The sequence below is a fragment of the Streptomyces albireticuli genome, from assembly GCF_021228125.1.
GTDB lineage: Bacteria > Actinomycetota > Actinomycetes > Streptomycetales > Streptomycetaceae > Streptomyces > Streptomyces albireticuli.
Map to the genome: position 1 here is coordinate 77672 of NZ_JAJQQS010000018.1, position 19366 is coordinate 97037.

The following is a 19366-nucleotide window of genomic DNA, read 5'->3' on the forward strand; positions in this document are numbered from 1 at the left end:
GGGATTCCCGGGCCGGCCCCAGGATGGTCGGTGTCCGCGGACCCCGCCGCGGGCGGGGATCCGGCACCGGGAGGCGGTCCGTGGACACGGCAGCGGCTCTGCTCTTCGCGTTGCTCACCACCGCGAGCAACGCGCTGGCGACGGTGCTGCAGCGCAAGGCGGCCGGCCGGGTGCCCGCGGCGGACGGCCTGCGGTGGAGCCTGATCGCCCGGCTGGCGAGGCAGCGGGTCTGGCTGGCGGGCATCGCGGCGGTCCCCGCCGCGGCCTGCTTCCAGGCGCTGGCACTGGGGTACGGGCCACTGTCGGTGGTGCAGCCGGTGTTCGTCCTGGAGCTCCCGGCGGCGCTGCTGCTCGCCGGGGTGATCCTCGACCGGCGCCCGCCCGCCGGGGTGTGGCGGGCGGCGGCGTGCATCACGGCGGGGCTGGGCATCGCGCTGTGGGCGGCCGCCCCGAGCGCCGGGCACCCGACGGTGCCGACGGACCGCTGGCCGCTGGTCCTGGGCTGCTGCCTGTCCGCGGTCGTCGTCCTCGTCGCCGTCGCGGCGGTGCGGGCCCCCGGCCCCGTCCGGGCCGCCTGCCTCGCGCTGGCCGCCGCGATCTGCTACGCGCTGACGGCGGCTCTCCTCAAGACCTCCGTCCTGCGGTGGGAGGCGGCGGGGGCGGGCGGCTTCTTCTCCGCCTGGCAGACGTACGGCTTCGCCGTCGCGGGCGTCGCCGCGCTCTTCCTCCTGCAGAACGCGTTGCAGTCCGGGTCCCTGGTCTTCTCCCAGCCCGCCCTGACCCTGGGCGACGCCGGTACGAGCGTGGCGCTGGGAATCGCCCTGTACGGGGAGCGGATCCGCGGCGGCTGGTGGGCCGCGCCCGAGCTGGCGGGGGTGGCGCTGATCCTCACCGGCCTCGTCCTGCTCAGCCGGTCACCCCTGGCACACGAACTCAGCGGACCGGCGGGGCGGACGGACGCGTGAAGCCGGTAGGCCGTGACCCCCGCACCGGTGACTCGATCGCGGTCACGACCCTGTGAACGGCTCCGGCATCCGGCGGGGCGCCCTGCCGGTCGGCGAACAGCATGTGCACGGCCCCGACCAGGATGGGAGCGAGCGTGTCCACGTCGGCATCCGCGGTGACGCGGCCGAGTTCACGTTCGGCGGTGAGGTAGGAGGCGATCGCGGTCGCGGCGTCGGTCAGGATCGGGACGCCGGTGGGCCTGGCCTCGCGCAGCCGGGAGCGCAGTTCGTCCCGCGAGGTGACGAGGCTGACGATCGCCACCGCCACCGACGCGAACAGGTCCGTCAGCGCCCGGGTCAGGTTGTCGGCAACGGTGCCGGTTCCGGCGGAGTCGCGCAGGGCGGCGGCCCGGTCGTCGATCCGGGCGGCGCGGTCCAGCACGAGCTCGGTGAGGAAGGCGTCGAAGTCGGCGAAGTGCCGGTGCAGGACGCCTTTGGCGCAGCCCGCCTCCGTGGTGACCGCCCTGCTGGTCAGTGCGCTCGGGCCGTCCCGGAGCAGGACGCGCTCGGCCGCGTCGAAGAGTTGGTCGCGCACGTCGCGGATGGCTACTCCCGTGGGCACAGCACGGCTCCTTCTCCTCCTGATCGACCCGCCTCGATTGACGAGTGGGCATGTGCCCACTCATAGTGGGCACATGCCCACCTTACCGCCGGAGCGCACCCCTTCCTCCGGACACGCACCCCATCAACACCGGCAGTTGGCCGAGTCGTTCGGATCGGACGCCGAGCGCTACGACCGTGCCCGGCCCCGGTACCCCCAAGGCCTGGTGGACCGGATCGTCGCCGCCTGCCCCGGCCCGGACGTCCTCGACGTCGGCTGCGGCACCGGCATCGTGGCCCGGCAGTTCGCGGCGGTCGGCTGCCGGGTGCTGGGCGTCGACGTCGACGCCCGGATGGCCGCCCTGGCGCGACAGCGCGGACTCGAAGTCGAGGTGGCGCCGTTCGAAGCGTGGGACCCGGCCGGCCGGAAGTTCGACGCCGTCGTCGCCGGGCAGACCTGGCACTGGGTGGACCCGGTCGCCGGAGCCGCCAAGGCGGCCCGGGCACTGCGCCCCCGCGGCCTGCTGGCCCTGTTCTGGAACGCGGGGCAGCCCCCGCCCGAACTGGCGGAAGCCTTCGCCGAGGTCTACCGCCGGGTGATACCCGACTCGCTCGCCGCCCGCCAGGGGGCGGTGCCGGCCGCGGAGGCGTACACCGCGCTGGGCACCAAGGCAGCCGACGGGATACGGGAGGCCGGCGCCTTCACCACCCCCGAGCCGTGGCGATTCGACTGGGAACAGCCGTACACGCGGGACGAGTGGCTGGACCAGCTGCCCAGCCAGGGCGCCTTCACCCGGCTTCCGCGAGCCGAGCTGGAGGAGGTGCTGGCGGGCGTCGGCACCGCCATCGACGCCGCGGGAGGCGGCTTCACCATGCGCTACGCCACCGTGGCGGTCACCGCCACGCGAACCGGTACCACCTGACCCGCTTCCAGGGGGGTCCACCACTCCTGACCGCCGCCCCTGCGTGACCTACCCTCCATCGACGCCGACGGTGGCCGGGCCGCGCGGGGGGCCACGGTCGGGCGGCGCAGCCGAAGCCGACCGCGGCCAGGCCTTGTTCATGGAGCCGGGCCCTCAAGGGCCCCCGCTATTCACACGCTTCCTGCCCACGGACGGAGAAGGCACCCGCCGAAGCCGCCAGGACCGCCGTCTCCGCGGCCCGTTCCGGGAGTCGCGGGTCCGGATCGGTGCGCAGGAGCACGAGCTGGTGGTAGAGCGGTGCCGTGGCGGCGATCAGCAGGCTCCTGGCGTCCGTGCGCGTTGCGGGGAGTTCACCGCGCTGGACGGCACGCTCGACGAGGATCTCGCACTGGGCGTACCGGTCGGTCCACAGCTGCGTCTGGGCCCGCGCGGCCGGTTCGGAGTGGAACGAGGCGGCCATCAGGGCGACGGCGAACGACGGCCGCAGGACCAGGGATTCCTGGATCTCCTGGTTGAGGGCCGTGAGATCGCCGCGCAGCGAGCCGGTGTCCGGCGGCTGCCAGTCGATCTCGCCGGCGGCGGCGATGACGTCGACGAGCAGGCCACCGACATCGCGCCACCGCCGGTAGACCGTGGCCCGGTGCACGCCGGCCCGCGTCGCGACGCCCTCCATCGTGAGTCCTTCGTGGCCGTGTTCGGCGAGTTCGGCGCGCACCGCGTCGAGAACCTGTGCGCGGACGCGGGCGGTACGACCGCCCGGACGGCGGTCCGGCGTCGTGTCCAGTGGGTCTGTCATCGGCAATCGTTATCCGGTTGATCAGGGCGGCGGGACTGTGCCAGCATCTTAACGCGACAGCTGTCGCCCTAGGTCCACCGGAGAGGAACCGCCTCCGCCATGCCGCCCGTTCCCGCTGACCCCACCGTTCTCCACCCGATGCCCGAGCACCCGCGCGTGGTCCTGCTCAAACCGTTGGTGAAGTCGCCGCTGATCGAGGTCGGTGACTTCTCCTACTACGACGATCCGGACGACTCGACCGCGTTCGAAACGCGCAACGTCCTGTACCACTACGGCCCCGAGCGGCTCGTCATCGGCAAGTACTGCGCGCTGGGCACGGGCACCCGGTTCATCATGAACGGCGCCAACCACCGCATGGACGGCCCTTCCACCTTCCCGTTCCCCACCATGGGGGGCTCCTGGGCGGAGCACTTCGACCTGATCACAGGCCTGCCCGGCCGGGGCGACACGGTCGTCGGCAACGACGTGTGGTTCGGCCACGGCGTCACGGTCATGCCCGGTGTGCGCATCGGTCACGGCGCGATCATCGCCACCGGCGCCGTGGTCACGGGCGACGTCCCCGACTACGGCATCGTCGGCGGCAACCCCGCCCGGCTCATCCGCACCCGCTACGACGCCGAGGACATCGCCCGGCTCCTCGCCGTGGCGTGGTGGGACTGGCCGGTGCGGCACATCACCAGGCACGTACGGACGATCATGTCAGGAACCGTCGCCGACCTGGAGGAGGCGGCCGCGCGGATCGACCTGCCCTGACAGCGCGGCCTCGGCACGCCGCCCGTACCCGCCCGCACCGGAAGCGAGTGATCGCCCACGCCCCGTCGCCGCGCCCATCTCGCGATGGTCGGCGTCCCCCGGCCGGCGCCGTCCGGGATCCCTAATAGTCGGACGTCTCGAAGGTGACGACTGCGGTGTCCTCGTTTTCCCAGCGGACGTCCACCTTCACCTCGTCCGCCTGGAGGCTGCCCGGCGGCCTGAGAACGTCCAGGGCGAGCCCTTCCTTCCGTTCCACCACGCTGCTTTCGGATCCCGCCCCGTCCGGCTTGCTCCGCTCTCCCGGGAGCGAGGCGAGCCAGGGGCGGGCATCGGCGCGCGGCATGCGGAAGGTGCCCGACCGGGTGTGGCCCGCGAGGCCGCCGCTGAGGTCGGTGCACCGCTGGTCACTCGCATGGTCGGGAAGCACCCAGCCCATGGCGTACATGCTCTCCGAGCAGGCCACCGGACGTTCTCGAAAACCTTCGGCAGCGGCGTCCTCACCCCCGGTGAAGGCATACGTCACACCACCCAAGGCCGCGGTCGCGGCCAAGGCGATGAGCCATAACGCCTTGCGGCGCTTCGGACGAGGAACGGGCGCTGGGATCTCCGTGGCTGTAGACACGGAGAAAGTATGACCCAGGCGGTATGTCCACTGGCCAACCCGGGGATACGAGACCGACTTGCCCTACTCCGCGGGAGCACCGCGCTCGATGATGACGCCGACCGTATGCCCACCGCTGTTCGGCCGGGGTTTGACGAGCTCCAGCCGCAGCCGGCGTACGGAGAACTCGTCGAGGACCATCTGCGCGGTCCGCTCGGCGAGGGTCTCGACGAGCTGGAACGTGCTCGCGCCGACGAACTCCTTCACGCGTCGCAGGACGACGCTGTAGTCCAGCGCCTCGCGGAGGTCGTCGCGGGCGGCGGCCGGCGTGATGTCCGTGGCGAGTTCGAGGTTGATCACCACGATCTGCTCGACCTGCCGTTCCCACTCGACGACGCCGATGAGGGTCGGGATCTCCAGGCCGCGGATGAAGACGGTGTCCGTGGAAGCGTCCATAGGAGGGTGCCTTTCTGCGCGTCCCTGCCGGGGCCGGTCAGGAGCCTGCCCCGGAGACAAGGAAGGTGGTGTTCACCGCCGTTCACCGCGAAGCGGAGACCGATCCGGAGAGCAGCGCGTGAGCCGTTCGGTAGGCGTCGAGGAAGTGTTCACGGTCGACCCAGGGCTTGGCCAGGGCGTAGCGGCGCCAATCCTGGCGGGCGTCGAGGAGTTGCTCCGTCCGTATGTGGAAGTAGCGTTGCCGGCACCACAGCCCGTCGGCGCTTATGGCCCACTGCTCGTTCGGCAGCTCGATGAGCCGGCCGAGGTCCTGTTGTTCCTGTCCCGTGCGGGCGGCGATCGCCGTGCGGAGCGTCGCGACCAGGGGGCGCAGCAGCCCGTCGATGTCGCGCAGGGCGGCCGCCGCCGTCCCGGAGGAGACCGTGCCGGGTACCGCACTCGCCCGCCGGACCGTGAGCCGGCGGGCCGCGGCGGACGCCCGCTCGTCCCGCGCCCATGCTGTCTCGGAGACCGCCGCACCGCCCCGGTCCTCCAGCGTCAGGTGGAGGGTCTCGTCGGCGCTGGTCCGGCCGGGTTGCGCCTGGTTCGGTGGGTTCGGCGCGGCGGAGGTGCGGCGCAGGTCCAGGCGCAACCACAGGTCGGAGCCCGGCAGTCGCGTGCGCACGCCGCCGTCGTCCACGGCCTGCAGGCCGGCGGCCTCGTGGAGCAGGGAGGCCAGGCGCTCCGCTGTGGGTGCCCGCTCGGCTTCGCGGAGCAGCAGTTCCCGCCGCCGGTGGCGGTCGAGGAGGCCGTCCCGGCTGGTCTCGCCGAGGGTGTCGAGCCGGGCGCGCGTCGCGCGCATCTGGGCCTGGATGTCCGCCAGGTCGCTGGAAAGGGCGTCCTGTGTTCTCTGCATCCGGCGTTCGAAGACCCGGCCGAGGACGATGAGGGGCACGATGAGGACCAGTGAGCTGCCGAACTGCAGCAGCAGTCCCGGTGTGTACTCCTCGCCCTGCATCAGCCATCCCCACACCACCAGTGCGAGGCCGGCCAGTGTGGCGATGATGAGCACGGCGATGTCCTTGGGCGGCCGCAGGCGGCCCCTCCAGGACGGCCGCCCGGGCAGTCTTCCGCGATCGGTCACCGTCCGCCTCCCCCGTACGCAAAGGTGCTCCGTCATGCGTACCAATATGCGTACCAACTGTTGGCCCACCTGCGATAGTTCAGGGTAAGGGTTCGGGCGCGGAGCGTAGCCCGTCCTGGTCGAAGTCCGGGGAGCACGCCGGCCTTCCGGCCGGAGCCGAGCGGTGGCCCGCGAATTCTTAGGGGGAATCGTGCTGGGATGCACTACGGATCCCGGATGCCGGATCATCGGCATGCCGGTCGCCTACGGTCTGGAGACGTTCAAGGACCGCACGCACGAACGGGCCGAGGTCATGGCCCGTCTCGGCGACCCGCGGGCCCGTCTGGTGGCCATCATCGGGCGGCGCGGCATCGGCAAGAGCGCGCTGGCCGCCAAGGTGGCCGAGCAGTTGGCGAGCGGCGCGGGGGCGGAGGGGCGGGCGTGGGCGGGCATCGTCAACGTCAGCAGCCGGACGTCCGGGATCTCCCTGGAGCGGATCTTCCATGACTGTGCCAGGCTGCCCGGGCCGGACGCGCTGGAGGATCTGCTGGAGGTGTGGACCAGCCAGCGGGGCACGCCCGACAAGGTGGCACAGTTGTTCGCCGCCCTCTCCGGCGGGCCCTATCTGATCCTGCTGGACAACTTCGAGGACCGGCTCGACGACCGGGGAGAGCTGTACGACCAGGAGCTCTCCGATTTCTTCGAGGCCTTCTTCAGAACGCGGCACGGGGCCAGGATCCTGATGACCACCCAAGTGCCCCTCGCCCTTCCCCCGGAGCTGCGCCGCTACCAGGCCCGCCTCTACCTCGACCAGGGACTGCCCGTACCCGATGCGGTCGAGCTGCTGTGCGAGCTCGACGCGGACGGGGAGACGGACATCGTCCGCGCCTCCCAGCAGGACCTGGAGCGCGCCGTGCGCCGTGTCCACGGGGTCCCGCGGGCCCTGGAGTTGATCGCCGGTGCGCTGAGCGAGGACTATCTCACGCTGCCCACGCTCGACGAGGTGCTCGACACGTTCGTCGAGCGCGGGGACGTCATCGCCTACCTCGCCCAGGACCGCTTCCAGCGGCTGGACGCGGAGAGCCGGCTGGTCCTGGAGGTGCTCGCCGCGTTCGGCCGCCCGGCCTCGCGCGACGCCGTCTCGTGGGTGCTCGGGCCCCTGGCGCCGGACGTCGACGTTCCGGCGGCGCTGGCCCGCCTCGCCTCGCACGGCCGCATGGTCACGGTCGACCGTGCCCGTCGCATGTTCGCGCTGCACCCCATGGACGCCGACTTCATCTACGGGGAGCTGCCGCGCGACGGCCTGCTCGGCTACCGCTCGCTCAACCGGCGGGTGGCCGACTGGTACGCCCGTCAGAAGCCGTCCCGCGACCGGTGGCGGTCGGTGGAGGACGTACAGCTGCACCGCTACGAGTTCGCCCACCGGATACGCGCCGAGGACCACGAACCGGCCGCGGCGGTCCTCGACGAGATCGACTACTTCCTCACCTGGCGCGGCTCCGTGGGCGCGACGAAGGACATGCACCAGCAACTGTCCGGGCGGCTGCGCGACGACGAGACCAGGCTGGCCCATCTGGTCGGCTTCGGCGTGGCCCTGCTGGTCGGCGGCCCGCACCGCCAGGCCGCCCAGGTCCTGGGAGAAGCCGCCGACCTCGCCGAACGCTTGAACGACCAGCACCGTCTGGCACAGGCGCTGTTCGCCCTGGGCGACACGTACCGCCAGCTCAACCAGCTCGACGAGGCCATCGGCCCGCTGCGGCGCGCCGTCGAGCTCGAGGACCGGCTCGGCGACCCCGAGCGTCTCCTGCGCGCGCTGATGAGCCTCAGCCTCACCCACAGCTACCGGGGCGAGGTCCGGGAAGCGCTGGAAGTGGCCGACACGATGCGCACCAGGGCGCTGGAGCGTTCCGACGACCTGGGCCGTGCCCAGGCGAACGACTCGGCGGCCTGCGCCCACCTGGCCTCCGGCGACTGGAACCGCGCCCTGGACATGGCCAGGGCGGCGATCGCCCTCTACGAGGAGGTGGGGGTGACGGAGGCGCTCGGGTACGTCCACAACGTCCAAGGAGTCGCCTTCCTGGGGCTCGGTGACGTGGCACGGGCCGAGGCCGAGTTCCTGCAGGCGAACACCGACGGCGCCGCCGTGGGGTCGCCCCGCACCGAGGGGATCTGCCTGTACAACCTGGCCTGGGCCCATTGGACGGTCGGCCGCTACGCCGACGCCCTTACGGCCGCCCAGCGTTCGAAGTCGTGCTTCGAACGCGCGGCCGCGACGGGCACCGAGGTCGCCGACGCGCTGGCCCTCGCCGCGCGGGCGAGGCTCGCGGGAGAGGCGGGCGAGGCCGCGCGGCACCTGCGGGCCGCCGCCGAGAAGTCCAGGGGAAACGCGGACTTCGTCCCTCCGGCCTGGTTGCTGGCGGAAGCGGAACGGCTGACGGCCGAAAGCACCGACTGACGGTCAGGAGTACCGGCTGACCACAGTTGACACGGTCCGGCCCGGAACACGGGTCGCCACCGGCTTCCGTGGGAAGGATCCCCTGCGGCAAGGTGTTCCTCCCGGCCCGGGGAGCCGGGGCACTGCCCCGCGACTCCCCGGCACCCGGACCGGGCCGTACCGCCGACCGCACGCCGCTTCGACTCGGAAGGTGCGCACGCGCATGACCGCTGCTGCCTCTGGCCCGCCGCCCGGCCCCGTCGGCCACCACCGTGACCTGCAGGACTGCGAACGGGCCTTGGTGGCGGCCGCGGCACGCTACGGGCGTGAGCCGGGCGAGGAGGTCGTACGCGCCTGCATCGCCGTCCTCGAATCCCTCGACACCCTCGGCCCGGCGTCCCACGGCGACGCCGGCATCGACACCGCCGCCGACAGCCTTCGTGTGCGCACCCTGCGCGTCCTGCTCTGCGCGTCCGAGCTGTGGTGGCGTGACGGCGACGGGGAGGGCACCATCGGCGTCGAGCCGTGGCCGACCGTACCGGTGCACACGCTCGTCGCACAGGCCGAGGCGGCTGCCGCGCGCACGGCCGACCCGGCGCTGCGGGCGGCCGCCCGCCACATGGCGGGCCAGCACCTGGTCGTCACCCACAGCCTCGACGCCGCGCTCACCGCGCTCACCGCGGCGGTCGAACTCGCCCGTGAGGCAGGGGACGCGTTCACCGAGCTGGAGGCGCTGACCGATCTCGGGCACTGCACGGTCGGCCGGGACATGAAGCTCGGCGTAGGCATGCTCGAACGGGCCGAGACGCTGGCCTCCCGCTCACCGGGGTCGTTCCGGCACCCCGAGCAGGCGGAGCTCCTTCCCATGACGCTCGCCCGGCTGACCGGCCACATCGGTGTCGCCGCGTTCGACCGCGGCGCCTTCGACGCCGCCGAGGGCCGGCTCCGGGAATCCCTGCGCCGGCTGTCGCCCCGGAACACGCCCGGCCCGTACGCGAAGATGACCAACTTCCTCGGCCAGCTGCTGACCGCGGCGGGACGGTTCGAGGAAGCCGAATCCCTCCTCACCGAAGCGGTCGGCCGACTCGCGCCCCGGGCGACCGCGAGCACCCACCAGGGCTACAACCTCGGGCTGCTCGGCAAGCTGTACCTCGAATGGGACCGCCCCGAGCAGGCGGCGCCCCCGCTCCTCGCGGGCTGGGATCAGCTGCGTGCCGCACCCCACGTCTCCCTCCTGCCCCTGCTGCGGAACTACCTGGGCGAGCTGCTGATGCACCCCGCCTATGCCCTCCGGGACGTCACCCGCGCCTGCGAACTGTTCACGGAGACGGTCGAGGAGTGCCGCCGCACCGGGTTCCAGCGCAGCGAGATCGCCGCGCTGATGCTGGGGGCACGCGGCGCCATGCGACTCGGCGATCCTCGGTCGGCGCTCGGACTGAGCGACCGAGCGGTGGAACGCCTCGCCGAAACGGGCGAGATGCCGGCCCTGCGCTCCGAGGAGGTGTACCTCACCCGCTACGAGATCCTCCTGTCAGCGGGCGGGCAGGAGCACGCCGGCCCCTGGCTGGACCGGGCGCGGGCAGTCCTGCTGGCCAAGGGACGCACGATCGCCGACCCGGCCGCGCGCGACGCCTTCTACACCCGGGTGCCCACCAGCCGGTCCATTCTGGCCGCGGGCGGGCAGCGAGGGCACACCTCCTGACCATGCGCCTCCCCGTCGGCCGAACTCGCCCGGGAGGCGGGCCTTCGTGACGCCCGGTCACCCGCGCTCGCTCACTTGCCGTCCCCCTGGCCCCGGCCGTGACCGGTCCGCGCTCGTCGCCGACGGCCGGGGAACCCCATCGCGGCCGTACCGTGGACGAGTCCCGGGACGCGGACACGGCGGATCCCGGCGCCGGTGGCGAGGGCGAGGAGTGCCCCGCGCACACAGGCCGGTGTCGACGAGGTAGCGGGCGAGAGACCGTCCACCCGGCCGACTTCGCTGTCAGTGCCCTGTGTCATTATGCGGGCGCGCCCCAGGTGAGTGGGCCGTGGACTGCTGATTTGCCAGGGGGTTGGGGATGGGCGCGGGTACGGAGCCGGACGGCGGCTCGTCCAGGTCCGACGAGGAGTGGGAGCGGTTCCTGCGCGAGTCGGTGGCGGGTGCCGCCGACGCGCCCAAGGAGCCGTCGGCGCGGGCCCGCGAGGCGGCGAAGCGGCCGCGCGCGGAGCCCGACCGTGACCCGGAGGTCTGGCGCGGCTACCCGCCCGCGCGGCCCAAGCGGCGCACGGGCTGGTACGTGGTCGGGCTGCTGGCCTCGCTGGCGCTGCTGGTGGTGGCGCTCGCGCCGGGGCGGGTGGTGGACCTGTTCGCGGGCGCCGACTCCTCGCCGTCGGCGGCCGAGACCGCCCGCCCGACCAAGGCACCCCCGGCGGAGGCGGCCCGGCGCCCCACCATGAACGAGCCGTTCCGTGGCTCCCCGGCGGCGAGCTGGGCGAGCGGAGCGGCGGGGATCACCGTGCCGAAGGCCGAGGCGGTCGGCTGGATGAGCGCGGCCGAGGTCGAACGTGCCCTCGCCCGCAGCCGGGACTTCCTCGTCGCGGCCGGCCTGGACAGCGGGGTGCTGCGGGGCGAGCGCCCCGACAAGGCGATCGCGCTGATCAACCCGCACCAGAAGGACGTCCAGGAACTTCTGGCAACCGCTTTCCGAACCCCGAGCGAGAAAAGCGACCCGCTGCTCCTCTTCAGCCGCTTCCAGCCCTCCCGCACCCGCCTGGTCGGCGACGTCGTGAAGACCCGGGGCCGGCTCACCTACAAGGAAGGCGAGCGCGGCGCGCTCCAGGTGACCGCCGACGTCACCTTCGTCTACCCGGCCACGAGCGCGGACGCGAGCGGCGACGAGATCGTGCGTACGATCGTCCGGCGCGAGCTGGTCCTGAGCTGGGACGACCCCGGCAAGGTGATCACCGAGCCGGGTACGTTCTCGATCGTCTCGTACAAGTACGACATGACCAACGGCGGCTGCGGCGCCCCTACGGGCTACTTCACCCCGCCCTTCGGCACGGACCGCCGGGCGGACGAGACGGGCACGGAGATCGATCCGTACGACCGCAGCGCGCCGGTCGGCCGGGGCGAGTCCACCGGGGACGGGTGCGAGAGAGCGACGCGGTCCTAGCGAGAAGGCGGCGGTCCCGGGCTCGCGCCAGAGGGCCGGCCGCGGCGGGGATTGCCGGGCAGGCCGTTCCGGCCTCGGTCAGCTCGACCCGGCGGAGCCGGCGACCGTCGGGGGCCACCTCCGTCAGGTAGACCGCCGGGTCGTCGTGGGCTCAGGCGAGGCCCGAGGCGATGGCCCGGCGGACGGCGTCGGCGCGGTCCTTGATGTCCGCCTTGGCGAACAGGTTGTTGATGTGCGTCTTGACCGTGGCCTCGCTGATGAAGAGCTTCTCGGCGATCGCCCGGTTCGGCAGGCCCCGGCCGATCAGGGTGAGCACCTCGCGTTCGCGGGGCGTGAGGTCCCCGGGCAGCGGCCGCACGGGCGCCGGAGCCTTCGTACGGACGGTGGCGAGGAGCCGGTCCTGCACCTCACGGTCGAGTACGGCCTGTCCCGCGGCGGCGGCGCGGATCGCGCGGACGATGTCCTGGCGTCCCGCGTTCTTGGTCAGGTAGCCCCGGGCCCCGGCGCTCAGCGCGGCCAGGATCGAGTCGTCGTCCGCGAAGGTGGTCAGGACGACCACCGCCACCTCCGGGTGCCCCTCCGACAGCCGCCGGGTCGCCTCGGTGCCGTCCATCACGGGCATGCGCAGATCCATCAGGACCACGTCCACGGGCCCCGCCGCCACCGCCGCCAGCACCTCCGTCCCGTCGGCCGCCGCCGCGACGACCTCGATGCCCTCGGACAGGCCGAGGACCGCGGCCAGCGGCTCGCGCACCGCCGCCTGGTCGTCGGCCACGACCACCTTCAACCGCCGTACGTCCTGCGCGGATTCGCTCATCCCGGGATCCTTGCCTCCACCTGCCACCCGCCCGCGTCCGGTCCTTCGGTGACCGGGCCCGCGGTGATCGTCCCTTCCAGCAGGGCGACCCGCTCACGCATGCCGATCAGCCCCATCCCGCTGCCGGCGCCCGTGCTCACCGTACGGGTAGCCGGACCGTTGCGGATCCTCAGTGCCGTCGACGCGGGCCCGAACGTCAGCTCCGCGCGTACCGCGCCACCGGGCGCGTGCCGGGCCGCGTTGGTCAGCGACTCCTGGGCGATCCGCAGCAGGTTCTGGGTCACGCGGGACGGGACCTCGCGGACGGTCCCGGCGACGGTGAGCGCGTCGCGGTGGCCGGAGGTGTCCAGCATCGCGGTGAGGGTCTCGACGAGCGGCAGCGCGTCCTCGCGCAGTGCGTGCACGGTCCACTGCGCCTGCTTCAGGCTCTCCTTGACCATGCTGTGCGCCTTCTGGTTCGCCTCGCGGACCCGGTCCAGGTCGCCGGTGTCGATCAGCGCGTCCGCCAGCTCCAACTGCATGTTGATACCCGCCAGGGAATGGGCCAGGACGTCGTGGACGTCACGGGCGATCCGGCTCCGTTCGGTCAGGACGGCGGTCCTGGCCTCGGCCCGCGCCGCCCGCTCCGCCGACCCGGCCGCCGCGATGGCCGCGTCGAAGGCCCGCCGACGGCTGCGGTTGAGAATGCCGACCAGGACGGGAGCACCGGTGGCCAGGCCCAGTGTCCACGGCAACGGGTTGTGGCCGGGACCGAGGTGGAAGTACAGGACGCCGCCGCACAGCAGACCGCACAGGGCTGCCAGGGTGAGCGACTGCCGGGGGTCGAGGCGGACCCCGATGTGACCGACGAGGAAGTACGTGAAGAGGTAGCCGGTCCCGGTGCTGCTGACGCCGAGCAGGGCCGCCGCCGCCACGACGCCCAGGGTCGGCCAGGCCAGGGCGAGGCGCGGCGGAATCCGGTTCTCCGGCAGGTGCCGTGCCGCCAGGGCGACGGAGTTGACCAGGAGCAGGACTGCCACCGCCACCCCCTGGCCGCTGGGACCCAGCGGCCGGACCGTCCAGAACGCCGCGACGATGACGAAGACGGTCAGGGCCCGCTGAACCCAGGGGTTCTGACCGGGAACCGGCCGGGGGCCGGCCCCCTGGTGCGGGGCCGGCCCGTGATCGGGGACGTTCCGGGCTTCGGGCACGGCGCGACCATAGCCCACGGTCAGGCCGTACGGTCGAGGGCGGGTGCGGGAAGCGTCGCCGCGGAGGGGGACTGCCGGTGGGCGACGATCCGGCCGCGGACGAAGATCGTGGCGAGCCGCGTGACGACCTCGGTGAGCGCCATCAGGACGAAGGCCGCGACCCACGCCTGGTCGCCGGTGATGTGGTGCGTGACGCTGAACCGGGCGACGTCGTCGGCTCCGCCGTTCCGGACCCACACCTGGAAGCCCATGCGGGCGCCCATGCCGACGACCCACAGGACCGCGGAGACCGCGCCCGCCTTGATCAGCAGGTGCTCACCGGCGACGCGGATACGGGTGTAGACGCCACCCGCGACGCCGAGCGCGGCACCCACGGCCGTCAGCGCGCCGATCAGCACGAGGTCGTTGCCCGCCGTGGGGACGGTGTCGAGGTAGGTGTGGGCCACGAAGGCCACGATGCCGAGCGGGACGAGGAAGGTCTTCAGGTCGAGCCGGCCTTCCCGCAACTGCCGGAAGACGACGAGGACGAGGGCGATGTCGGTGATCCAGTCGGTCGTTGTCATGCCTCAAGCCTGCTGATCCGGCGCCTTCCGCGCCTGGACCCATGGGTGGAACGACGGGTGGAGATGGTCCGCGCGGACCCAGCGGCGGTGCTGCTCGGTCGCGGTCTCCCCGGTCTTCACCGGACCGGCGGGTCTCCCGGGAGAGACCGGCTCACTCCGCGCGCGGGTCCCAGCGGAACCGGCGGACCGCCACCACCGCGCCGACCGCACCCCACAGGAGCAGCACCCCGAGGTCCCGCCAGGGGAGGCCGGTGTGATCGGTGGTGAACGCGCGGAGCAGGGCGTCGTTGAACGGTTTCACCGGCAGCACGTCGGCGATGCCGTTCAGCGGACCGGAGTGGATCGGCATATAGGTGCCCGAGACGAACACCAGGGGGAACAGGACGAACTGCACGACCGACGGCGCGGCTTCCGCGTCGCGGATCAGCGACGCCACCGCGACCCCGAGAGCGCAGAAGGCGGCGGCGCCGAGCACGAGCGTCAGGGCCAGCGTGAGCAGCTGCGAGGACGCGGGCAGCGAGACGCCGTAGAGGCGGCCGACCAAGGTGATCAGCAGGACGTCGACGACACTCACGACGACGCAGTGCGCCAAGAGCCCCACGAAGTACACGGACGCGGGCAGCGGTGTCGCCCGCACCCGTCTCAGGATCCCGTTCTGGCGTCGCGCCGCGAGCACTATCGCCAACTGGCTGTAGCAGGAGCCCAGGACGGATACCGCGGCGATCGTCGAAACGTAGTACTGCAGCGCGGACCGGCCGTAGTAGAACTCGCTCTCGCCGATACCGCCGAACAGCCCACCGAAGATCGCGATGACGACGACCGGGAAGACGAACGTGAAGAACGCGCTCTGCGGACTGCGCCAGAACGTGAGCTGCTCGTAGCGGATCTGATGCCACAGCAGGGCGAGGCCGCGCCTCCAGGCTCGTCGGCCCGCGGCGCGGGGAGCGGCGGCGATGCTCACGATGCGGTCCCTTCTCGTGTGTGTTCGGGCGCGCCCTGGTCCTGGGCGGTCAGGCTCGTGTGTGTTCAGGCGCACCCTGGTCCTGGGCGGTCAGGCGTAGATAGACGTCCTCCAGGCTCGGCCGGTCGACCGTCAGTCCGTCGAGCACGGTGCCGCGTCCGAGCGCCCAGTCGGTGAGCCGGTGCAGGGCACCGGTCGGCTCCGCCGACTCCATGGTGACCAGGCCGTCCTCGTCCGGCTCCGCGGCCACCGGCAGGTCGGCGACCGTACTGCCGGGCGGCAGCGCGAAGCGGATCCGGGCCCGCGCGGTGTCGCGCCCCCCGAGGGTCGTGGGGGTGCCCTCGGCGACGACGCGTCCGGCGGAGATCACGGCCACCCGGTCGGCCAGTTCCTGCGCCTCTTCCATGTAGTGGGTGGTGAGCAGGATGGTGGTGCCCGCGGCGCGCAGGTTCCTCACGAGCTGCCAGGCGCCGCGGCGCGCGTTCGGATCGAATCCGGTCGTCGGCTCGTCGAGGAACAGCAGGCTCGGGTTCCCGATCATCCCCAGTGCCAGGTCCAGGCGCCGCTTCCGGCCGCCGGAGAGCGTGCGGACCTTCTTCGTCTCCTGCCCGGCGAGGCCGACCAGGCCGATCACCTCGTCGACATCGCGCGGCGCCGGGTAGTAGCCCGCGTTGCGGGCGACGGTCTCGCGGACGGTGAGGTAGGGCTCGACCGCGATGTCCTGCGGCACCAGCCCGATGCGCTCGCGCAGGGCACGCGCCGTGGACCGGTCTCCCGGGTCGAGGCCGAGGACGTCGACGTGTCCGCCGTCCCGGGTCCGGAACCCCTCGAGGATCTCCATGGTGGTGGTCTTGCCGGCGCCGTTGCGACCAAGCAGCGCGAAGATCTCCCCGTGCTCGACGGTGAAGCTCACCCCGTCCACGGCCCGCACCGCGCCGTAATCCTTGTGCAGGTCTTCGACCACGACCGCGCTGGACATGGCGGTCGCCTGCCGGTCGGCGTCCAGGAACCTCGCCGGCCGTACGTCGTCGCCCCGTCGGCCGTTGCCCGTGCCGAACCTGGGGGTGTCTGTCGCTTCCATGCCCCCATTCCACGGCGGCGGACCCGTCGCGCGGCAGGGCGAGCGGTCGGATCCCGGAGCGACGAACGGCCGGTCGTCGCGGGCCGCATGCGACTTTCGTAGGGTCCGCCCGGGGCGAAGGTAGGGGGTGGCCCCGGCACCCGCGGGAAGGCGCCCCGGATGGCTTACGGTGAGCGTCATGACGGACGGACCATGGCACCACCGGCACCGAGTGGCCGTGGACGTGGCGATCGCGGTCGCCTTCGTACTGCTGGACACCGGCACCACGCTGATCGGCGCCAGCTGGTGGCCGGACCGCCCGGACACCCTCGCCTGGGTCGTGCTGGGCGTACAGGCGCTCGCCTGCGCCTCGCTGGCCTTCCGCCGCGTCGCCCCGCTCACCGTCGTCGGCGTGCTCGGCGCGTTCACGGTCGCGGTGACGCTGCTGATCTCACCGGCCGGCGCGCTGACACCCGCCCACGACACCAACGTGTGGGCCCCCTACGCGACCGTGGTGGCCGCCTACGGCCCGTTCTTCCACCAACAGAACCGCCGCACCGCGTTCCTCGCGCTCGCCGCCTTCACCCTCGTCATCATGCGGCCCTGGGAGCCGTCGGTCACCGTCATGACGATCGGGCTGCTGCGCACCGCGGTCGGGCCGCTGCTGGCGCTGTACTTCGACGCCCGCCGACGGATCGTCCTCGCCCTTCTCGAACGCGCCGAGCGGGCCGAGCGGGAACGGCACCTGCTCACCGAACAGGCCCGCGCCGAGGAACGCGCCCGGCTCGCCGGGGAGATGCACGACGTCGTCACGCACCGGGTGAGCCTGATGGTGCTGCAGGCCGGAGCCCTGCGGGTGACGGCACGGGACGAGGAGACCCGGCAGGCGGCGGAGGAACTGCGCGCCGCGGGCTGCCAGGCCCTGGAGGAGTTACGGGATCTGGTCGGCATCCTGCGCACCACGCCCGAGGGCGACCGGACGCCCTCCGTGGGGGGATTCGCCGACCTGGTCGCCGAGTCGACGGCGGTGGGCACACCGACCGAGCTGATCGAGGACGGCGACCCCGCGCTCGCCTCGCCGGTGGTCGGACGCACCGCCTACCGCGTCCTGCGCGAGGCGCTGACCAACGTCCACAAACACGCGCCCGGCGCCCGGGTGACCGTGCGAGTGCGGTACGACCAGGCCCAGGTACGGCTCACCGTCCTCAACACGCCTCCGGCCGACGGAGCGAGCAGCGCCCTCGCGGACACCGGATCCGGCCTGGGCATCGCGCATCTGCGCCGACGCATGGAACTCGTACACGGCACCCTGCGTGCCGGACCCCGTCCCGACGGCGGGTTCGGCGTCGAGGCGACGCTGCCCGCGTACGTCCCGACCGCGGAATCGGCGGTGTGAGCGTGGCCCGCATAGTGGTGGTCGACGACGAGCCCATGGTGTGCGTGTTCCTGCGCACCATTCTCGGCTCGGCCCAGGACCTGGAGGTCGTCGGCGAGGCCCACGACGGCGCGGCCGGCATCGAGGCCGTCCGGCGCGGCCGCCCGGACGTCGTCCTGATGGACCTGCGCATGCCGGGCATGGACGGGATGACCGCGATCGAACGCATCAACGAGCTCGCGGAGCCGCCGAACATCGTGGTGCTGACGACCTTCGACGCCGACCAGTACGTGCTGCGGGCACTGCGGGCCGGAGCGACCGGCTTCCTGGTCAAGTCGACCCCGCCGGAGGAACTGATCGGACTCGTGAGGACGGCCGCGCAGGGGCACACCGTCCTCTCGCCGTCCGCCGCCCGTCGGCTCATCGCCGCGTCGACGGACAGTCTTTCCGCCCGCGACCGCGCACGCGACCTGGTCGCCGCGCTGACCGAGCGGGAGGTCCAGGTCCTCGCCGGACTCGGCGAGGGCCTGTCCAACGCGCAGATCGCGGCCCGGCTCTTCCTCTCCGAGGCCACGATCAAGGGCTACGTCTCACGCATGCTGGACAAACTGGGCTGCGTCAACCGCACCCAGGCCGGCCTCCTCGCCCACGACGCGGGCATCGTCGGCCCCCTGTAGGGGGACCGGTGGTCCTGGCTAGGGCAGCGGACTGCAAGGGCCGTGTGCGCGCCCCCAAGTACGCCCGCGCGTGCGCTCCGGTGCTTCCGTGGCATGTGCTCTCGCCATTGGCATCGGCGGCACCAGGCGGTGGAATGCGCTGTCGGAAGCGCCCGTACCGCGAGAGGAGTGTGGATCGTGATCCATATGACCGAGACCCTCGCCGTTCACACCGTGGAGGGGTTCCTCACCCCCGACGAGACCGCGGAGGTCGTCAAGCTGATGGACGACCACCTCGCGACGACGCGCTGGGTTCCCGCGCGGCCCAGTGACGGGCTGGCACCGCCCGCCTCGGTGCAGGAGATCCTCGGCGGGGCGGTGGAGCGGGCGCTGCCCGCGATCCGGCGGGTGTTCCCGTCCGCGGTCGCGGTCACGCCGTGGGACTACCACGACCTCGGGCCCGGCGACCGGATCGAGGCGCACGTGCACGGCGTGAGCGCCCCGGAGTCCCGGCCGCAGCGGGTGGCGCGGGTGGCGTTCCATCTGCGGGAGGCGGAGCGGGGCGGGGAGTTCTACGTGGACACGTGCGCGTCGGACGCGCTGTGGACGGAGCGGACGGCCGGGCCCGGCAGCGCGTTCGCGCCCGGCACGCGGTTCGTACGGGAGATATCCCACCACGCCGGGCCGCGGGAGATCGCCGCGCTGAGCGACGTCCCCCGCACCCGCTGGACCAGCGCGCCGCCGGCCGGGACCGCCGTCGTCTACGGGGCCCAGCTCGTACACGGCGTCGAGGCCGTACGCGCGGGACGGCTACGAAAGCTGATCACCAACCTGATGGACGGACCCGTCCGTCCGTGACCACCTCGTAGAGGCTGAAACCCGCCGGCCGCGCGGCGGGTTCGTCATGGCAGGCACGACCGTCCCGCCCTGCGGCGCTACGGATCACGCGACTCGGCGACGTCCCAGCGCGCCGGGACCTG

19 protein-coding genes are annotated in these 19366 nt (G+C 72.8%); 9 read left to right on the forward strand and 10 right to left on the reverse strand.

Annotation, left to right across the window (positions count from 1 at the left end; genetic code table 11):
- Window positions 1–80: 80 nt before the first annotated feature.
- Window positions 81–965, forward strand: a complete 885-nt coding sequence (locus tag LUZ64_RS28145) for a DMT family transporter (RefSeq protein ID WP_095583222.1) — start codon at window positions 81–83, stop codon at window positions 963–965.
- Here the strand turns inward: LUZ64_RS28145 and LUZ64_RS28150 are convergent.
- Window positions 934–1566, reverse strand: coding sequence for a TetR/AcrR family transcriptional regulator (locus tag LUZ64_RS28150; protein WP_095583223.1), 633 nt, complete (start codon window positions 1564–1566; stop codon window positions 934–936). The genes LUZ64_RS28145 and LUZ64_RS28150 overlap by 32 nt on opposite strands.
- Window positions 1567–1639: 73 nt before the next feature.
- On the opposite strand from LUZ64_RS28150, the gene LUZ64_RS28155 reads away from it, so the two are divergent.
- Window positions 1640–2467 (forward strand): class I SAM-dependent methyltransferase, encoded by an 828-nt coding sequence (locus tag LUZ64_RS28155; RefSeq protein ID WP_095583224.1) that lies wholly within the window; start codon window positions 1640–1642, stop codon window positions 2465–2467.
- A gap of 166 nt (window positions 2468–2633) precedes the next feature.
- Here LUZ64_RS28155 and LUZ64_RS28160 read toward each other — a convergent pair whose 3' ends face one another.
- On the reverse strand, window positions 2634–3263 hold the full coding sequence (locus tag LUZ64_RS28160) for a TetR/AcrR family transcriptional regulator (protein WP_095583225.1): 630 nt from the start codon (window positions 3261–3263) through the stop codon (window positions 2634–2636).
- A gap of 99 nt (window positions 3264–3362) precedes the next feature.
- Here LUZ64_RS28160 and LUZ64_RS28165 point away from each other — a divergent pair, with 99 nt between their 5' ends.
- Window positions 3363–4016, forward strand: a complete 654-nt coding sequence (locus tag LUZ64_RS28165; RefSeq protein WP_095583226.1) for a CatB-related O-acetyltransferase — start codon at window positions 3363–3365, stop codon at window positions 4014–4016.
- A gap of 121 nt (window positions 4017–4137) precedes the next feature.
- Here the strand turns inward: LUZ64_RS28165 and LUZ64_RS28170 are convergent, their stop codons facing one another.
- The 3 genes from LUZ64_RS28170 to LUZ64_RS28180 form a co-directional block, all read right to left on the reverse strand.
- Window positions 4138–4638, reverse strand: coding sequence for a hypothetical protein (locus LUZ64_RS28170; protein WP_143593366.1), 501 nt, complete (start codon window positions 4636–4638; stop codon window positions 4138–4140).
- 63 nt (window positions 4639–4701) lie between these two features.
- Window positions 4702–5073 carry a dihydroneopterin aldolase gene (folB, locus tag LUZ64_RS28175; RefSeq protein WP_095583228.1) on the reverse strand — a complete coding sequence of 124 codons (372 nt, stop codon included), beginning with the start codon at window positions 5071–5073 and terminating at the stop codon, window positions 4702–4704.
- Window positions 5074–5155: 82 nt separating this feature from the next.
- Window positions 5156–6196 (reverse strand): hypothetical protein, encoded by a 1041-nt coding sequence (locus LUZ64_RS28180; RefSeq protein ID WP_143593367.1) that lies wholly within the window; start codon window positions 6194–6196, stop codon window positions 5156–5158.
- Window positions 6197–6386: 190 nt separating this feature from the next.
- Here LUZ64_RS28180 and LUZ64_RS28185 point away from each other — a divergent pair, with 190 nt between their 5' ends.
- The 3 genes from LUZ64_RS28185 (at window position 6387) to LUZ64_RS28195 (ending at window position 11764) form a co-directional block, all read left to right on the forward strand.
- On the forward strand, window positions 6387–8630 hold the full coding sequence (locus LUZ64_RS28185; protein WP_143593368.1) for a tetratricopeptide repeat protein: 2244 nt from the start codon (window positions 6387–6389) through the stop codon (window positions 8628–8630).
- 202 nt (window positions 8631–8832) lie between these two features.
- A complete protein-coding gene (locus LUZ64_RS28190) occupies window positions 8833–10311 on the forward strand; it encodes a hypothetical protein (protein WP_143593369.1) in 1479 nt (492 codons plus the stop codon).
- Between the two features lie 358 nt (window positions 10312–10669).
- A complete protein-coding gene (locus LUZ64_RS28195; protein WP_095583232.1) occupies window positions 10670–11764 on the forward strand; it encodes a hypothetical protein in 1095 nt (364 codons plus the stop codon).
- 151 nt (window positions 11765–11915) lie between these two features.
- Here the strand turns inward: LUZ64_RS28195 and LUZ64_RS28200 are convergent, their stop codons facing one another.
- From LUZ64_RS28200 to LUZ64_RS28220, 5 genes are all read right to left on the reverse strand, one after another.
- Window positions 11916–12581: a response regulator transcription factor gene (locus tag LUZ64_RS28200; RefSeq protein WP_095583233.1), complete on the reverse strand. Its 666-nt coding sequence runs from the start codon at window positions 12579–12581 to the stop codon at window positions 11916–11918.
- Window positions 12578–13771, reverse strand: a complete 1194-nt coding sequence (locus tag LUZ64_RS28205; RefSeq protein WP_372478747.1) for a sensor histidine kinase — start codon at window positions 13769–13771, stop codon at window positions 12578–12580. Before LUZ64_RS28205 ends, LUZ64_RS28200 begins: the two co-directional genes overlap by 4 nt.
- Before the next feature lie 20 nt (window positions 13772–13791).
- Complete coding sequence (locus LUZ64_RS28210) at window positions 13792–14334, reverse strand: hypothetical protein (protein WP_095583235.1); 543 nt, start codon at window positions 14332–14334, stop codon at window positions 13792–13794.
- Window positions 14335–14485: 151 nt separating this feature from the next.
- On the reverse strand, window positions 14486–15289 hold the full coding sequence (locus LUZ64_RS28215; RefSeq protein WP_095583253.1) for an ABC transporter permease: 804 nt from the start codon (window positions 15287–15289) through the stop codon (window positions 14486–14488).
- A gap of 55 nt (window positions 15290–15344) precedes the next feature.
- Complete coding sequence (locus LUZ64_RS28220; RefSeq protein ID WP_095583254.1) at window positions 15345–16274, reverse strand: ABC transporter ATP-binding protein; 930 nt, start codon at window positions 16272–16274, stop codon at window positions 15345–15347.
- 280 nt (window positions 16275–16554) lie between these two features.
- Between LUZ64_RS28220 and LUZ64_RS28225 the strand changes: the two genes are divergently transcribed.
- From LUZ64_RS28225 to LUZ64_RS28235, 3 genes are all read left to right on the forward strand, one after another.
- Entirely contained in the window at window positions 16555–17751 is a 1197-nt protein-coding gene (locus LUZ64_RS28225) for a sensor histidine kinase (protein ID WP_095583236.1), read from the forward strand.
- Complete coding sequence (locus LUZ64_RS28230; RefSeq protein ID WP_372478748.1) at window positions 17748–18407, forward strand: response regulator; 660 nt, start codon at window positions 17748–17750, stop codon at window positions 18405–18407. Before LUZ64_RS28225 ends, LUZ64_RS28230 begins: the two co-directional genes overlap by 4 nt.
- A gap of 177 nt (window positions 18408–18584) precedes the next feature.
- Window positions 18585–19244 carry a hypothetical protein gene (locus tag LUZ64_RS28235; RefSeq protein ID WP_143593370.1) on the forward strand — a complete coding sequence of 220 codons (660 nt, stop codon included), beginning with the start codon at window positions 18585–18587 and terminating at the stop codon, window positions 19242–19244.
- Window positions 19245–19366 lie beyond the last annotated feature (122 nt).

Excerpts from the sequence above, each read along its gene's own strand:
- LUZ64_RS28220 (WP_095583254.1), bottom strand. The coding sequence starts at position 16,274 with ATGTCCAGCGCGGTCGTGGTCGAAGACCTGCACAAGGATTACGGCGCG.
- LUZ64_RS28155 (WP_095583224.1), top strand. The coding sequence starts at position 1,640 with ATGCCCACCTTACCGCCGGAGCGCACCCCTTCCTCCGGACACGCACCC.
- folB (WP_095583228.1), bottom strand. The coding sequence starts at position 5,073 with ATGGACGCTTCCACGGACACCGTCTTCATCCGCGGCCTGGAGATCCCG.
- LUZ64_RS28195 (WP_095583232.1), top strand. The coding sequence starts at position 10,670 with ATGGGCGCGGGTACGGAGCCGGACGGCGGCTCGTCCAGGTCCGACGAG.
- LUZ64_RS28165 (WP_095583226.1), top strand. The coding sequence starts at position 3,363 with ATGCCGCCCGTTCCCGCTGACCCCACCGTTCTCCACCCGATGCCCGAG.
- LUZ64_RS28210 (WP_095583235.1), bottom strand. The coding sequence starts at position 14,334 with ATGACAACGACCGACTGGATCACCGACATCGCCCTCGTCCTCGTCGTC.
- LUZ64_RS28225 (WP_095583236.1), top strand. The coding sequence starts at position 16,555 with ATGACGGACGGACCATGGCACCACCGGCACCGAGTGGCCGTGGACGTG.
- LUZ64_RS28190 (WP_143593369.1), top strand. The coding sequence starts at position 8,833 with ATGACCGCTGCTGCCTCTGGCCCGCCGCCCGGCCCCGTCGGCCACCAC.
- LUZ64_RS28200 (WP_095583233.1), bottom strand. The coding sequence starts at position 12,581 with ATGAGCGAATCCGCGCAGGACGTACGGCGGTTGAAGGTGGTCGTGGCC.
- LUZ64_RS28160 (WP_095583225.1), bottom strand. The coding sequence starts at position 3,263 with ATGACAGACCCACTGGACACGACGCCGGACCGCCGTCCGGGCGGTCGT.